This is a genomic window from Streptomyces sp. NPDC046197, assembly GCF_040646295.1.
Lineage (GTDB): Bacteria > Actinomycetota > Actinomycetes > Streptomycetales > Streptomycetaceae > Streptomyces.
Window position 1 is genome coordinate 1 of record NZ_JBEYZY010000039.1, and the last position, 13,621, is coordinate 13,621.

12 protein-coding genes and 3 pseudogenes are annotated in these 13,621 nt (G+C 72.9%); 10 read left to right on the forward strand and 5 right to left on the reverse strand.

Annotated elements, in window-relative coordinates; translation table 11 throughout:
- Positions 1–91 precede the first annotated feature (91 nt).
- A complete protein-coding gene (locus AB0A61_RS34490; protein WP_361301377.1) occupies positions 92–724 on the reverse strand; it encodes a VOC family protein in 633 nt (210 codons plus the stop codon).
- Between the two features lie 321 nt (positions 725–1,045).
- On the opposite strand from AB0A61_RS34490, the gene AB0A61_RS34495 reads away from it, so the two are divergent.
- Entirely contained in the window at positions 1,046–1,909 is an 864-nt protein-coding gene (locus AB0A61_RS34495; protein WP_361301380.1) for an isocitrate lyase/PEP mutase family protein, read from the forward strand.
- Positions 1,906–2,166, forward strand: coding sequence for a hypothetical protein (locus AB0A61_RS34500; protein ID WP_361301383.1), 261 nt, complete (start codon positions 1,906–1,908; stop codon positions 2,164–2,166). Before AB0A61_RS34495 ends, AB0A61_RS34500 begins: the two co-directional genes overlap by 4 nt.
- A 109-nt stretch (positions 2,167–2,275) precedes the next feature.
- Here AB0A61_RS34500 and AB0A61_RS34505 read toward each other — a convergent pair whose 3' ends face one another.
- Positions 2,276–3,289 (reverse strand): hydroxyacid dehydrogenase, encoded by a 1,014-nt coding sequence (locus AB0A61_RS34505; RefSeq protein WP_361301386.1) that lies wholly within the window; start codon positions 3,287–3,289, stop codon positions 2,276–2,278.
- Between the two features lie 293 nt (positions 3,290–3,582).
- Between AB0A61_RS34505 and AB0A61_RS34510 the strand changes: the two are divergent.
- A pseudogene (locus tag AB0A61_RS34510) lies at positions 3,583–3,777 on the forward strand (carboxylesterase family protein); the annotation flags it as partial.
- A gap of 2 nt (positions 3,778–3,779) precedes the next feature.
- The gene (locus AB0A61_RS34515) at positions 3,780–4,022 is read left to right on the forward strand and encodes a hypothetical protein (RefSeq protein ID WP_361301524.1); all 243 of its coding nucleotides are present in this window, start codon (positions 3,780–3,782) and stop codon (positions 4,020–4,022) included.
- Between the two features lie 284 nt (positions 4,023–4,306).
- Here the strand turns inward: AB0A61_RS34515 and mmuM are convergent, their stop codons facing one another.
- The 3 genes and pseudogenes from mmuM to AB0A61_RS34530 form a co-directional block, all read right to left on the reverse strand.
- A complete protein-coding gene (gene mmuM / locus AB0A61_RS34520; RefSeq protein ID WP_361301389.1) occupies positions 4,307–5,236 on the reverse strand; it encodes a homocysteine S-methyltransferase in 930 nt (309 codons plus the stop codon).
- A gap of 356 nt (positions 5,237–5,592) precedes the next feature.
- Positions 5,593–6,174 (reverse strand): TetR-like C-terminal domain-containing protein, encoded by a 582-nt coding sequence (locus tag AB0A61_RS34525; RefSeq protein ID WP_361301392.1) that lies wholly within the window; start codon positions 6,172–6,174, stop codon positions 5,593–5,595.
- Positions 6,175–6,366: 192 nt separating this feature from the next.
- Positions 6,367–6,555: pseudogene (locus AB0A61_RS34530) on the reverse strand (D-arabinono-1,4-lactone oxidase); the annotation flags it as partial.
- Here AB0A61_RS34530 and AB0A61_RS34535 point away from each other — a divergent pair.
- The 6 genes and pseudogenes from AB0A61_RS34535 to AB0A61_RS34560 form a co-directional block, all read left to right on the forward strand.
- Positions 6,548–6,718 (forward strand): annotated as a pseudogene (locus AB0A61_RS34535) (pyridoxamine 5'-phosphate oxidase family protein); the annotation flags it as partial. The pseudogenes AB0A61_RS34530 and AB0A61_RS34535 overlap by 8 nt on opposite strands.
- A 58-nt stretch (positions 6,719–6,776) precedes the next feature.
- Positions 6,777–8,117, forward strand: a complete 1,341-nt coding sequence (locus tag AB0A61_RS34540; RefSeq protein ID WP_361301395.1) for a radical SAM protein — start codon at positions 6,777–6,779, stop codon at positions 8,115–8,117.
- A 229-nt stretch (positions 8,118–8,346) separates the two neighbouring features.
- A complete protein-coding gene (locus tag AB0A61_RS34545) occupies positions 8,347–9,846 on the forward strand; it encodes a cellulose-binding domain-containing protein (RefSeq protein ID WP_361301398.1) in 1,500 nt (499 codons plus the stop codon).
- Between the two features lie 312 nt (positions 9,847–10,158).
- Entirely contained in the window at positions 10,159–11,244 is a 1,086-nt protein-coding gene (rsgA, locus tag AB0A61_RS34550) for a ribosome small subunit-dependent GTPase A (protein ID WP_361301401.1), read from the forward strand.
- 121 nt (positions 11,245–11,365) lie between these two features.
- On the forward strand, positions 11,366–12,763 hold the full coding sequence (locus tag AB0A61_RS34555; RefSeq protein ID WP_361301513.1) for an AlkA N-terminal domain-containing protein: 1,398 nt from the start codon (positions 11,366–11,368) through the stop codon (positions 12,761–12,763).
- Between the two features lie 206 nt (positions 12,764–12,969).
- Complete coding sequence (locus tag AB0A61_RS34560; protein WP_361301516.1) at positions 12,970–13,473, forward strand: methylated-DNA--[protein]-cysteine S-methyltransferase; 504 nt, start codon at positions 12,970–12,972, stop codon at positions 13,471–13,473.
- The last annotated feature ends 148 nt before the right edge of the window (positions 13,474–13,621 follow it).

A 13,621-nucleotide genomic window follows, 5' to 3' on the forward strand; every position in this document is an offset into this window, starting at 1 on the left:
CTCCCCGGCCCATTCCCCCATCACCACAACAAAGAGTCTGGCCCCGCCGCTCACGCGGCGGGGCCAGAACCCCAAGATCTTCATGAGTCTTCTAGCCGAAGGTCACGGGTCCCTGCTGCGTCTCCACGGTGAAGGAGAAGCCCACCGGCCCCTCGCTGAGGCGGAGTTCGGTGCCCAGGGCGGCCAGCAGGGGGCGGATCTCGTCCGGGTCGGGGGCGGTCGCCGAGACCTCCACCAGGGGTGTGACGGGCAGTCCCGACGCGGACGGGTGGACCGAGTCACCCCAGTCGATCAGGAAGGGCACCAGACCGGAGGGGTGCGCGTCGGCACCGTCGGTCAGCCGCCACTCCAGCAGGGTGCCGTCGGGGGTGCGGCGGCTCATTGGACGGACGGGACCCGGGTCGTAGCCCCGCGCCCGGGCCGCCGTGACCGCCGCGTCCACGTCGGGGGTGGCGATCGCCCACGTCACCGTCCGTGCCGTGGGAAGACCGTCCACGCCGAAAGGGCGCGCGTCCGACGGATCCGCCTGCTCCGGGTCCGGCCCGATGATCTCCAGGTAGCCGGTACCGCCCAGCGACACCAGGTAGTTGCGGGTGCCGAAACCGACGTGGACACCGCCGGGAGCCGGCGCCACACCGGTCCGCCGCGCGAAGTCGGCGACCGTCGCCGCAAGATCGGGGGTCGCCAGGACGAGGTGGTCAAGGAGCGGCGGGATGGCATTCATTCCGGCCGAGGCTAGGGGTGCCGGTGTCCCCGTTCAAGACAAGCGCCACAAGAGAAAGGCCCCCTTCCTGTGGAACATCTGGTCGAAGGACGGCGGCGTCCTCGACGGTACGTCGAGTCCGGGGGCGGCTTCGTCGGCGTGAGCGGCATGAGTGGGCCAGTGACGTTTCTCCGGTGAACGGGCTACTCCATTCGAGTGAGTAAAGGTCATCCCATGGAGAACTCCCCCATGAACCAAGGAATGCTTTTGTCTTGGCAAAGGGTCGTCGGGTCGGCGGTCCTCTTGGCGTGGTGTGTCCATCCCCCATCGAGGAGTCACGCATTGACTTACGGGAAGAAGCTGCGCGAGCAGATCGCCGAGCCGGGAACCACTCCGCTGATCGGTGTGTACGACATGTACTCGGCGTCGATCGCGGCCGCGCACTACGACGGCATGTTCGTCTCCGGCTTCGGCTTCGCGGCGTCGTACTACGGACTGCCGGACATCGGGTTCATCGCCTGGCCGGACATGGTGGCCTTCGTCCAGCGGCTGCGGGGCGCGTTCCCCGGTCACCACCTACTGGTGGACATCGACGACGGCTACGTCGACCCGGAGGTCGCCTGCCATGTGGTGGAGCGGCTGGAGCGGATCGGTGCCTCCGGGGTGATCCTGGAGGACCAGAAGCGCCCTCGCCGGTGCGGCCACGCCGACGGCAAGCAGGTGCTGCCGCTCGACGAGTACCTGGAGAAGCTGCAGAGGGTGCTGGCGACCCGTCAGGACATGGTCGTGGTGGCCCGTACGGACGCCACCGAGGAGGACGACATCCTCGACCGGGCCAAGGCCCTCGCGGCCACCGACGCGGACGTGATCCTCGTCGACGGGATCCGCAGCGTGGAGTGGATCCGCCGGGTGCGGGACATGGCCGGGGACAAGCCGCTGCTGTTCAACCAGATCGCGGGCGGCAAGTCTCCGAGGCTCTCGCTGGGTGAGCTCACCCGGCTCGGCGTGGACGTCGCCATCTACAGCACCCCCTGCCTCTTCGCAGCCCACGAGGCGATGGACGCCGCGCTCGGCGAGCTGAAGCAGGCCGACGGGCGGCTGCCCGAGACGGACGCGGCCCGTGGCGTCGGCGTGCAGGCCGCCACCCGCCTGCTGGAACGCAACCTGGGCCACCGGCGGCTCGACCGCGCGGGCGTAAGCACGTGAGCGGCAACCTGCCGCCGCTGCGCACGGCCACGCTCCTGGCGGTGGCACTGCTATGCGCCGCAGCGCCCACGGCGACGGCGGCCGACGGCCTGATCACCGTGATCGACAACTCGCAGGCCGACTCGATCCTCGAGGTCGACCGCACTGCCAATGTGCAGACCGGCAGCGGTACGGCGGGCAGCGATCACGACGGCAGCGCCGTCGACCTGATGGAGGCCCTCGTCGGTGCGGCGCACGGAGGGGAGAACGGCGGCTGACACGGTGAACGGCCGGGCGCGGCCCGGCCGTTCACCCCGTTCGCCCGATGCCGGAAGCGGTGGTCGCGGACGGGCCCCTCGGTGATTGCGGACGGGAACCCCTTGAGCGTCACGCCACCCGGCCGAGATCCGCGTACCGCACCTCGTGCGCGGGCGGCAGACCCGCCGTCAGGCGCTCCAACTCCTCGACGACGACACGTCCGAGCCGTTCGAGCTCGTTGCCCAGGGAGCCCGCGAGGTGCGGGGTGAGGAGCACGTTGGGCAGTGTGTACAGCGGGGATTCGGCGGGCAGCGGCTCGGGTTCGGTGACGTCGAGGACGGCGTGCAGGCGGCCGGAGACCAACTCCTCGGTGAGGGCCTCGTGGTCCACCAGGGCGCCCCGAGCGGTGTTGATCAGCACGCCGCCGTCCCGGATCAGCGCAAGGCGCGGGCGGTCGAGCATGTGGCGCGTCTCAGGGATGTCGGGAGCGTGCAGACTCACGATGTCGCCACGGCGCAGCAGGTCCTCCAGCGGCAGCAGTTCGGCGCCCAGTGCCGCGGCCTCCTCGGCGCCGACGTAGGGATCGTGCAGCAGTACCTCGAAGTCGTGCGGCCGCAGCAGCTCCAGCAGCCGCCGGCCCACCCGTGACGCCCCGACGATCCCAACGCTGCGGCCCACATTGCCGATCGTCGCGGTCTCGGCGGGCGAGGGGCGGACGTGCGTGGCACGGAACCGCTCGCGCTGGGTGAACACGTCCTTCCCGGCGAGCAGGATCATCGCGAGCGTGTACTCCGCGACCGGCAGCGCATTGGCGCCCGCCGCGCTGGAGACGGTGACGCCCCGCTCCCACACGGCCTCGCCGACCAGTGCGCGCACGGAACCCGCCGCGTGCAGGACGGCCCGCAGCCGGGGCGCCGCGGTGAGCGTGCGCGCGTCGATACGGGGACAGCCCCAGCCGGTGATCAGCACCTCGGCACCGGCCAGATACGGGGCGGCGGTGCGGTCGGTGAAATCCCGCACGACGTGGGCCGGGTCGAGCTCCGCCGTCCGCCGCAGCCGCGCCAGCAGGGGCGGCGGGAACAGCAGCGGCAGATGCACCGGATCCATGGCGAACACGGCCCTGGGCAGCTTGGCGCTGGGCATGACTCTCCTGAGGCGCGCGGAACGACACTCGGTGAAAGCGCCTTCTACCGTAGATCCGCAGCGCAGGCCGGGGCAATCGGCGCAACGGGTCACCGGGCAGCGGGCACCGCCCGGCGGCTCCGCGCGTCAACTCGCGGACGGCGCAAGGCCGCGGTGACGCGGGCCGCCCCGGCCGACCCTCCCCGCAGATGTACGCCGAACGGCCCTCCCACCGTGCCGCACAGCGGAATACCGGGAGACGATGGAGCGCTGCGGTGGTACCGGTGCACGACGCGGCGAAGGGCTGGTGACGCATGACGGCAGACCAGACGGACCCCGTGGTCGCGACGCCCCACGGCTCGGTGCGCGGCCGGTACGAGAACGGGGTGGCGGTGTTCCGCGGCATCCCGTACGCCGCACCTCCGTTCGGGCCCCGCCGGTTCCGGTCACCGATGCCGCCCGAGCCTTGGGACGGCGTGCGCGACGCGGGTGCCTTCGGGCCGACCGCTGGGTGCGATTCGCCGCCGAGGGCGACCCGGGCCGGGAGGCGTGGGACACGACGCATCCCGTGCGGATCTTCGGCGACGGCCGACCGTATACCGCATACGGTCCGCGGGATCCGGAGCTCGCCCTGTGGACGTCCGGCGGCGCCGATTCCGCACCGGGCCGGGCCGGTGGTCCGCCCGTGCGGGCCACGGAACTGCGGTCGGTGGTACGGCGGTTGCGGCGCTCCGGAGGCGTGCCCGAGCGCTGAGGGCGAGGCCGGGCCATGTCCCCTCGTCCGTATCCGGTTGCCGGTTGCCGGTCGCCTGTGGTCAGTCACTGGTTGCCGGTTGCCGGTCGCCTGCGGTCAGTCACTGGTTGCTGGTTTGTCGCCTGTCGCCTGTCGCCCGTCTTCTGGCTCGGGTTTCCGGGCTCCGGTCCTCCGTCTTCTGCCTCCGGCCGCCGTCTTCCGTCTCCGGTCTCCGGCCTCCGGTCTTCCGTCTCCGGTCTTCCGTCTCCGGATTCCAGCCTTCCGTCTCCGGCCTCCGGCCGTTGCTACCCCGCGCCCAGCGTGCGGGCGACCTCCGTGATCGCCGCGGGGCCGACCCGGCAGCAGCCACCGATCAGCCGGGCTCCGGCGGCCTGCCATGCCTCGACCCGTTCGGCGGTGAAGGCGGAACGGCCCTTCCAGACCCGGGCCTCGGCGTCCCACTCCTCACCGCTGTTGGGGTACACCACCACCGGCTTGCCCGTCACCCGCGCCGCGGTCGCGACGGCGGCCCCGGCGTCCTGCGGGGCGCAGCAGTTGACGCCGACCGCGATCACCTCCTCGGCGTCGGCGGCCAGGGCGAACGCCTCGTCCAGCGGCTGTCCGGCGCGGGTGCGGTCACCGGCGACGGTGTACGACAGCCAGGCCGGCACCCCGAGCCCGCGCACGGCCCGCAGCAGGGCCTGGGCCTCGTCGGTGTCCGGCACGGTCTCCAGGGCCAGGACGTCGGGCCGGGCCGCGGCCAGCACCTCCAGCCGGGGCCGGTGGAAGTGTTCAAGTTCCTCGACCGTGAGCCCGTAGCGGCCCCGGTACTCGGAACCGTCCGCCAGCATCGCCCCGTACGGGCCGGCCGAAGCGGCCACCCACAGCGGCCGCGACACGCCCCGGGCGACTGCCAGCCGTGCCGCTTCTCGCGCCAACCCGACACTCAGGGCGATGAGTTCGGCGGCCCGCCTGCGATCGAATCCCCGCTCGGCGAACCCCTCGAAGGTGGCCTGGTAGCTCGCCGTGATCGTCACGTCGGCGCCCGCCAGGAAGTAGGCGAGGTGCGCCTCGGTGATCGCCTCGGGCCGCTCGGCGAGCAGCCGCGCCGACCACAGTGCGTCACTCAGGTCGTGCCCGGCCGCCTCCAGCTGGTTGGACATGCCGCCGTCGAGCACGACGGTCCCGGCGGCGAGGGCTGCGGCGAGGCTGCGCGGCGCGGTGTCGCTGGTCATGTCACGACGCTAGTCGACCCGGTGGTGGGCGGGCGCCGGGGAGCCGCCTGTTCCGAACGGGTCCGGCCTCTGGCGCCGGAGGGCAGGGTGCGGGTGGGATGAACACCGGATGAGCACCGGATACGTACCGCATGAGCCCCTGGGGCGCCCCGACCGGAACCGGGGCGTCCCAGGCCCCCGCGCAAGTCCTCGCTGGAAGAGATCCGGAAGGAAAGACGCCGCCGATGGAGCGGCCCGTCGACGATCGCACCCGCAGCCCGTACACCGGCTTCACCCGCGCCCAAAGCGAGCTGGTCGATGGCGCGCGTGCCCTGAACGAGAACGCCCCGGCACCCCGTCGGGCGTCGTAGCGCCGGTCAGTCCTGGGTTTCCTCGCGGGGCCAGTGTTCGAGCAGCACGTGCAGGGCGTCGATCGTCTTCTCCCACGAGGCCAGGACGTCGCGCGGGGCTCCGAAGCCGCCGGTGGCCTCCAGGGCGCAGTAGCCGTGGAAGGTGCTGCGCAGCAACCGGACGGCGTCGGTGAGGTCCGGTTCGCCGAGGCCGTAGGCGCGCAGCATGCCGTAGGTGATCTCCGCGGTGCGCTTCAGGACCGGGGACGCGGCGGCCACCGACTGGTCCAGGCGCATCTGCGTGGCCGTGTACCGCCCGGGATGTTCGAGGGCGTACGCGCGGTAGGCGCCGGCGAAGGCGCCCAGCGCTTCCCGGCCGGCCCGCCCGGCCACGGCCGCCGCGATCCGGTCGGTCATCTCGCCCCCGGCGAGCAGCGCGACCCGGGTCCGCAGGTCCTGCAGGTTCTTGACGTGCGAGTACAGGCTGGCGTCCTTGACCCCGAAGTGGCGTGCCAGCGCGGAGATGCTGACCTTCTCGAACCCGACCTCGTCGGCGAGATCGGCCGCCGCCTCGGCGAGACGGTCCCCGGTGAGCCCGACACGGGCCATGACGGACCCCCTTTCCCAGAACCTAAGGGCCCTAGCTTAGTGCCTAGGGGGCACGGGAGAGGCGCGAGGTCGCGGTGGACCGGGGCCGTGTTCGTCGTCCGGCCTGCGCCGATCTCCGCCCGGCGCACGTCCCGCGCGGGCGCCGTTCTCCTGCGGCCGGACGTACGGGGTCTGCTCCCAGGCGTGCGGCGGTCAGCCGGTGAGCACGTCCCGCACGAAGTCGTTGGTGAACTTTCCGGCCGGGTCGAGCTCCCTGGCCAGCCCGCGGAAGTCGTCGAGCCGCGGATACCGGGTCCGCAGCACCGCCGGTGCCACGGTGAACACCTTTCCCCAGTGCGGCCGCGACCCGAAGCCGTCCAGCGCCTCTTCGACCCGCACGGGGGCTCCCGACGACGGCGACGGACCCGACGCCGAACTGGGCCTGTGGGCCGGCGTCCTTCCGCTGACCTCCTCCTGGGGCGCGCCCGTCCCCGATCCCCGGCTGCCGCCGGACCTCGCCGTACCGGGGCACATCGTGCGCCGTGGGGGGACCCGGCACGGCTGACGCCGCAGCGGGGGCATACCGTGAGGAGTCGTACGCCTGAGCCGGGAGGAGAGACGCGATGGGCAGCCGCACCGCGCTGGTCGAGGATCTGATGGAGCGCTTCCCGCATGTGCCGCGGGAGGCCGTCTTCAAGGAGGATCTGCTCCGCGGCGGAGTCGCCTTCGACCAGTCGGCCCTGAGCGACACCGCCAACGAGGCGGCCGGGGACGTCAAACCGAAGTCGTACTTCATCTTCTCCTTCGACCACGGCACCCTGCCCGAGTTGGGCGAGGCCGCACTCAGGCGTCCGCCGGAGGAGATCATCCTCACCGGTGGTCCGTACGACCTGCGGCGCACCGTCGTCTCCGTTCGGGTGAATCCGGCCTCGCCGTACCGTGTGGCCGCCGACGACGAGGGGCTGCTCGGCCTCTACCTCGACGGCAGGCGGATCGCCGACGTCGGCGTGCCGCCCATGCCCGAGTACTACCGGCACACGCTGTCCAACGGGAAGTCCGTGATGGAGGTGGCGCCGACCATCCAGTGGGGCTACCTGATCTACCTCACCGTCTTCCGGGTCTGCCAGTACTTCGGCGCCAAGGAGGAGTGCCAGTACTGCGACATCAACCACAACTGGCGTCAGCACAAGGCGGCCGGACGCCCCTACACGGGCGTGAAGGACGTCGAGGAGGTGCTGGAGGCACTGGAGATCATCGACCGGTACGACACCCAGAAGGCGTCCACCGCCTACACCCTCACCGGTGGCGCGATCACCTCGAAGGTCGCGGGCCGCGACGAGGCGGACTTCTACGGCCAGTACGCCAAGGCCATCGAGGAGCGCTTCCCGGGCCGCTGGATCGGCAAGGTCGTCGCCCAGGCGCTGCCGAAGGACGACGTACAGCGGTTCAAGGACTACGGCGTGCAGATCTACCACCCCAACTACGAGGTGTGGGACCGCCGCCTGTTCGAGCTGTACTGCCCGGGCAAGGAACGCTACGTGGGCCGCGACGAGTGGCACCGGCGCATCCTCGACTCGGCGGAGGTGTTCGGCGCGCGCAACGTGATCCCCAACTTCGTCGCGGGCGTCGAGATGGCCGAGCCCTTCGGCTTCGCCACCGTCGACGAGGCCGTCGCCTCCACCACCGAGGGCCTGCGCTTCTTCATGTCCCACGGCATCACGCCACGGTTCACCACCTGGTGCCCGGAGCCCACGACCCCGCTGGGCAAGGCCAACCCGCAGGGCGCGCCCCTGGAGTACCACATCCGCCTCCTGGAGGCTTACCGCGCCACGATGGACGACTTCGGGCTGTCCTCGCCCCCCGGCTACGGCCCGCCCGGACCCGGCCGCGCCGTGTTCTCCGTCAGCTCCTTCATGGACAGCCTCCCCGCCCGGGAGACGGCGGAGGAGACCCCGGCCGTCTAGTGCCCCGGCACCAGTGCCCCGGCACTGGTTTCCGGCCACGGTGAGTCGAAGGGCCGCTCCGGTCCGTACTACGGACCGGAGTTGAGGGCAGCGGCGTCCGTGACAACATTTGAATACGCGGCTTGTCAGTTGTGTCGAGGACGTGAAAAGCTCCTGCCCTGCCGTGAGATTCCCCTCCAACTCCGCTCTGGACATGCCGAGTTGGCCTCGCCTGTGGAGCAGGAGACTCATGCCCGACCTGCCGACCCCCAAGGACGCCGGCGAGGCCGTGCTGTTCTCGGAATGCTGGGACCCGGTGCTCTCCTACGCCGACCTGTGCACGGCCGGCTCCACCGCGGCCCGGCAACTCGCCACGGAGGCCTTCGCGCTCGGCCTGCGCGAGGTCCGGGCCGCCGAGGCCGGCGCTTCCCGGGGACGCCGCACACCCCGGCTGCCCGTGCTCGCGGGGCTGCTGACCGCCGTGCGCACCAAGGCCGCGGCCTGGGAGGCCGACGGCCTCGGCCCCCAACTCGACCCCGACCTGCGCCTGTGGCTCAACTCCGGCACGGCGGCCCGCTACTCGGGCCCGCCCCTGCGCCGCCCGCTCGCCCTGCGCGGCCTGCGGGACCTGCCGGAACCGGACGCCGCGCTGCTGTGGCTGGCCGAGGTGGAGGCGCTGCCGCTGCCGGTCGTGGCCCGGCGGCTCGGTCTCGACCCGGCCACCGTGTCCGAGGAACTCGCACAGGTACGGACCCTGTTCCGCGACCGCTGCCACCGCAACCACCTCGACACGCCGATGGACGCGCGGTGCCGCAGCTACGCCCGGCTGCTGGACGCGGTCACCCGTTCGTCGCCCACCGCCGACATGCCCGAGGACCTCTCCCGGCACCTCGCCACCTGCGTGGCGTGCGCGGAGGCCGCCGGCTGCCTCAGGCTGCACGGCGGCGGACTCCCCGCGGCCCTCGCCGGGGGCGTGATCGGCTGGGGCGGCCTGGCCTACCTGGAGCGCCGTCGCCGGGCCGCCGAGGCGCGGCTGGGCGCACGCCGCCCCGGGTCGGCGGACTCCGAGCCGGGGGAGCCCGCGCAGGGCACGGGCCGGGCGCGGGCCGTGCGGGGCGGTCTGCTCGCCGCCGCCGTCCTGCTGTCCGCGCTGGCACTGGCCGTGTCGATGATGCCGTTCGGCGGCTCGGCGAACGACGCCGCACGCGGTGACGCCGAGCGCCAGCCGGTCGCCGACCCCGGCATCTCCGTGCCGTCCCCCGCCCCCTCACCTTCGGCCACGGCGTCCGCCGGCCCGAGGCCGTCCCCGAGCGGCACCGGCACCAGGTCCGATCGCAGGCATCCCGACCCCGAGCCCCAGGGCACTTCCTCGTCCACCGCCCGCACCGGCGGCACCCCCCGGCCCGGCACCGGCGCGACGGGCCCGAGCACGCCCGCGACCTGCCGGGTCAGGTACGACCTCACCGGCCAGTGGACCGACGGCTTCCAGGCCAACGTCACGGTCACCACCACCGGGGCCCTCGACACCTGGCGGCTCGCCTGGTCCTTCCGCGACGGCCAGCGGGTCGGCCAGATGTGGGACGCGACCGTCGCCCAGTCCGGACCCCGCGTCACCGCCACCGCCACCGACTACAACAAGTCCGTCGCCGCGAACGGCACCTTCTCCTTCGGCTTTCTCGCCTCCTGGCACGACCGCAACTCGGCGCCGCACGACTTCACGCTGAACGGTCACGCCTGCGCGACGGCGTGACCGACCGCCACCGCGTGGAAAATTCGGTGGCACACCGGCACCGTCCCCCCTACGGTGGGACTCGTCCTCGCAGCTGCTGCGACCGCTGCCGTGGGCCGACTGAGCAGGAAGCCGAGGAAGAACAGCCGAAGCAGAGCAGGAAGAGGAGGTGTTGACCGATGGCCGTCTTTGTGACGGGCGCTGCCCGCATCCAGGAGTTCATCAAGTCCACCTCCGTGGCCACCGGCTGACACCTCGACAGCATTCCGCGCCCGTGTGCGCGCCCGCCGGGGCCACCCTTGTGAAGGGTTTCCCTTGACTTCCACCTCTGCAATGTCCGGTTCGCACTCCGCCCTGGCCCCCTACGGCTGGGACGAGGCATGGGCGGACGCGTTCGCGCCGTACGCGGCCGACGGGCTGCTGCCCGGCCGGGTGGTCCGGGTCGACCGCGGGCAGTGCGACGTCGTCACCGCCGGCGGCGTACTGCGCGCGGACACCGCCTTCGTCACCCCGCACGACCCGATGCGGGTCGTGTGCACCGGCGACTGGGTCGCCGTCGAGCCCGGCGGCAACCCGCGCTACGTACGGACGTACCTGCCGCGCCGCACCGCGTTCGTGCGCTCCACCTCCTCCAAGCGGTCCGAGGGGCAGATCCTCGCCGCCAACGTCGACCACGCGATCGTCGCCGTGTCCATGGCGGTCGAACTCGACCTCGGACGCGTCGAGCGCTTCCTGGCGCTGGCCTGGGAGTCCGGGGCGCAGCCGGTGGTCGTGCTGACCAAGGCCGACCTGGTGCCGGACGCGGCGGGGCTGGCGCATCTCCTCCAGGACGTGGAGCGGACGGCGCCCGGCGTGCCCGTACTGGCGGTCAGTGCCATGACCGGGGACGGGCTCGACGTCCTCGCCGCCGTCGTCTCCGGGGGCACGGCCGTGCTGCTCGGCCAGTCCGGTGCGGGCAAGTCGACCCTGGCCAACGCGCTGCTCGGCGAGGACGTGATGGACGTCCGGGCCGCACGGGACGTCGACGGCAAGGGCCGGCACACGACCACCACCCGCAACCTGCTCGCCCTGCCGGGCGGCGGTGTCCTCGTCGACACCCCGGGACTGCGGGGCGTCGGCCTGTGGGACGCCGAGAGCGGCGTGGGACAGGTCTTCTCCGAGATCGAGGAGCTGGCCGAGCGGTGCCGTTTCCACGACTGCGCGCACCGGAGCGAGCCGGGGTGCGCGGTGCTGGCCGCCGTCGACACCGGCGAAGTGCCCCTGCGGCGGCTGGAGAGCTACCGCAAGCTGCTGCGCGAGAACCAGTGGATCGTCGCCAAGACCGACGCCAGGCTCCGCGCGGAGATCCGCAAGGACTGGAAGCGGAAGGGGGCTCAGGGGCGCGCGGCGATGGAGGCGAAGCGGGGGCGCCACCCCTAGGCAGAACCTGGCCGGACGATGACCTGGCCGGACGCCTCACGTCCGTGTGCTGAGCGTGCTGAGCGTTCTGTCCGATTTCCGCCAGCGGCGGCCCTGGCCGGGGCGGACACTGGTCTACGTGATGGACGAGGACACCAGGTACGAGGCCGTGCGCAGCCGGGACGGCCGGTTCGACGGCGAGTTCTTCTTCGCCGTCGGGACGACCGGAATATACTGCCGTCCCAGCTGCCCGGCCGTGACACCGAAGCGGCACAACGTGCGCTTCTTCACCACGGCCGCCGCCGCCCAGGACGCGGGCTTCCGCGCCTGCCGGCGGTGCCGCCCCGACGCGGTGCCCGGCTCCGCCGAGTGGAACGTGCGGGCGGACGCCGTCGGCCGGGCGATGCGGCTGATCGGCGACGGCGTGATCGACCGGGAGGGCGTCACCGGGCTCGCCGCGCGCCTGGGCTACAGCGCACGGCAGGTGCAGCGGCAGCTCACCGCCGAGCTCGGCGCCGGGCCCGTGGCCCTCGCCCGGGCCCAGCGGGCGCACACCGCGCGCGTCCTGCTGCAGACCACCGAGCTGCCGATCACGCAGATCGCGTTCGCGGCCGGGTTCGCCAGCGTGCGGCAGTTCAACGACACCGTCCGGGCGGTGTACGCGGCGACTCCCAGCGAGCTGCGGGCCGCCGTGCCCCGGGCCCGGAGCAGGCGCTCCGCCGCGCCCACCGCGGGGATCCCGCTGAGGCTCGCCCACCGTGGGCCGTACCAGGCGGGGCCCGTCTTCGATCTGCTGGAGCGCGAGGCCGTGCCCGGCGTCGAGGAGGTGAGCGGTGTGCCCGGCGGGCGGACCTACCGGCGCACCCTGCGCCTGCCGTACGGCACCGGGATCGTCGCCGTCGACGAGCGGTCCGGCGCGGCGCGATCCGCGTCCGGTGCACGCCCCGGCGGCTGGCTGGATGCCCGCCTCCATCTGACCGACCCGCGTGATCTCACGACGGCCGTGCAGCGGCTGCGGCGGCTGTTCGACCTCGACGCCGACCCGTACGCCGTCGACGAACGGCTCGGCGCGGACGGCCGCTTGGCCGCGCTGGTGGCCGCCAGGCCGGGACTGCGGTCGCCGGGCGCGGCCGATCCCGACGAGATCGCGATACGGACGCTGCTGGAGCCGGGGGAGGCGGAGGACCTGGTGCGGCGCTGCGGCAAGGCACTCGACGCCCCCTGCGGAGCCCTCACCCACCTCTTCCCCGAACCGGCCGCCGTCGCCGAGGCCGAGCCGCGAGGCACCCTCCGCACCCTGGCCGCCGCCCTCGCCGACGGCACCGTACGGCTGGACGCCGGGGCCGACCGGGACGACGCACAGGCGGCCCTGGTGGCCCTGCCCGGCCTGGAGCCCGCGAAGGCGGCAGTGATCCGCACCCGCGCCCTCGGCGACCCCGACGTGGCCCCGCCCGGCGTGGCCGCGTCCGGCAGCTGGCGCCCCTGGCGGTCCTACGCCGTTCAACACCTCCGGGTCGCCGGGGAGTTGGAGATCCCATGACCACATCGAGGTACGGGACGACACCCGGCATGACACACGCGACGCCCATCGACACGACCACCGCAACGACGACGCACGGGACCACAAGCGACATGATCACGACGCACGGGACGACCACCGACACGGCCACCGACACGGCCACCGACACGGCCACCGACACGACCACCGACGCGGCCACTGGCATGGCCACCGACGCGGCCACTGGCATGGCCACCGACACGACGACCGACACGACGTACTGGACGAGCCTGGACAGCCCGCTCGGCCCGCTCCTCCTCACCGCCGACTCCTCAGGCGCGCTGACCTCCCTGTCCGTGCCCGGGCAGAAGGGCGGCCGCACCGTCCAGGACACCTGGCGGCGCGACTCCGGCCCGTTCCGCGAGGCCGAGCGGCAGCTCCGGGCCTACTTCGCGGGCGAACTGAAGGAGTTCCGGCTCCCGCTGCGCGCGCGGGGCACCGACTTCCGCGAGCGCGTCTGGGCCGCCCTCGACGACGTGCCCTACGGGGGGACCACGACGTACGGCGAGATCGCCGCGCGGATCGGCGTCTCCCGGGCCGCCGTACGGGCCGTCGGCGGCGCCATCGGCGCCAACCCCCTCCTCGTCCTGCGCCCCTGCCACCGGGTGATCGGCGCGGACGGCTCCCCGACCGGCTACGCGGGCGGTCTGGAGCGGAAGGTGCGGCTGCTCACCCTGGAGGGCGCGCTGTAGCTCGGGTCCGCCGGACAGGCCTAGGGGGTGTCGTTCGGATCGCCTCGCATCAGGCCGCGGCGCATGGTGCGGTGCATCGCAAGGCGGAGCATGACCCGCGTGCCGGGCGTACTCGGGTGATGCGACAACGCGGCGAGGTGCCGTGCCA

What these genes read in the sequence shown, in the direction of transcription:
- AB0A61_RS34560 (WP_361301516.1), top strand. Translation starts at nt 12,970, where the DNA reads ATGGCCACCGACACGACGACCGACACGACGTACTGGACGAGCCTGGAC.
- AB0A61_RS34490 (WP_361301377.1), bottom strand. Translation starts at nt 724, where the DNA reads ATGAATGCCATCCCGCCGCTCCTTGACCACCTCGTCCTGGCGACCCCC.
- AB0A61_RS34525 (WP_361301392.1), bottom strand. Translation starts at nt 6,174, where the DNA reads ATGGCCCGTGTCGGGCTCACCGGGGACCGTCTCGCCGAGGCGGCGGCC.
- AB0A61_RS34545 (WP_361301398.1), top strand. Translation starts at nt 8,347, where the DNA reads ATGCCCGACCTGCCGACCCCCAAGGACGCCGGCGAGGCCGTGCTGTTC.
- AB0A61_RS34505 (WP_361301386.1), bottom strand. Translation starts at nt 3,289, where the DNA reads ATGCCCAGCGCCAAGCTGCCCAGGGCCGTGTTCGCCATGGATCCGGTG.
- AB0A61_RS34555 (WP_361301513.1), top strand. Translation starts at nt 11,366, where the DNA reads ATGGACGAGGACACCAGGTACGAGGCCGTGCGCAGCCGGGACGGCCGG.
- mmuM (WP_361301389.1), bottom strand. Translation starts at nt 5,236, where the DNA reads ATGACCAGCGACACCGCGCCGCGCAGCCTCGCCGCAGCCCTCGCCGCC.
- AB0A61_RS34540 (WP_361301395.1), top strand. Translation starts at nt 6,777, where the DNA reads ATGGGCAGCCGCACCGCGCTGGTCGAGGATCTGATGGAGCGCTTCCCG.
- rsgA (WP_361301401.1), top strand. Translation starts at nt 10,159, where the DNA reads ATGTCCGGTTCGCACTCCGCCCTGGCCCCCTACGGCTGGGACGAGGCA.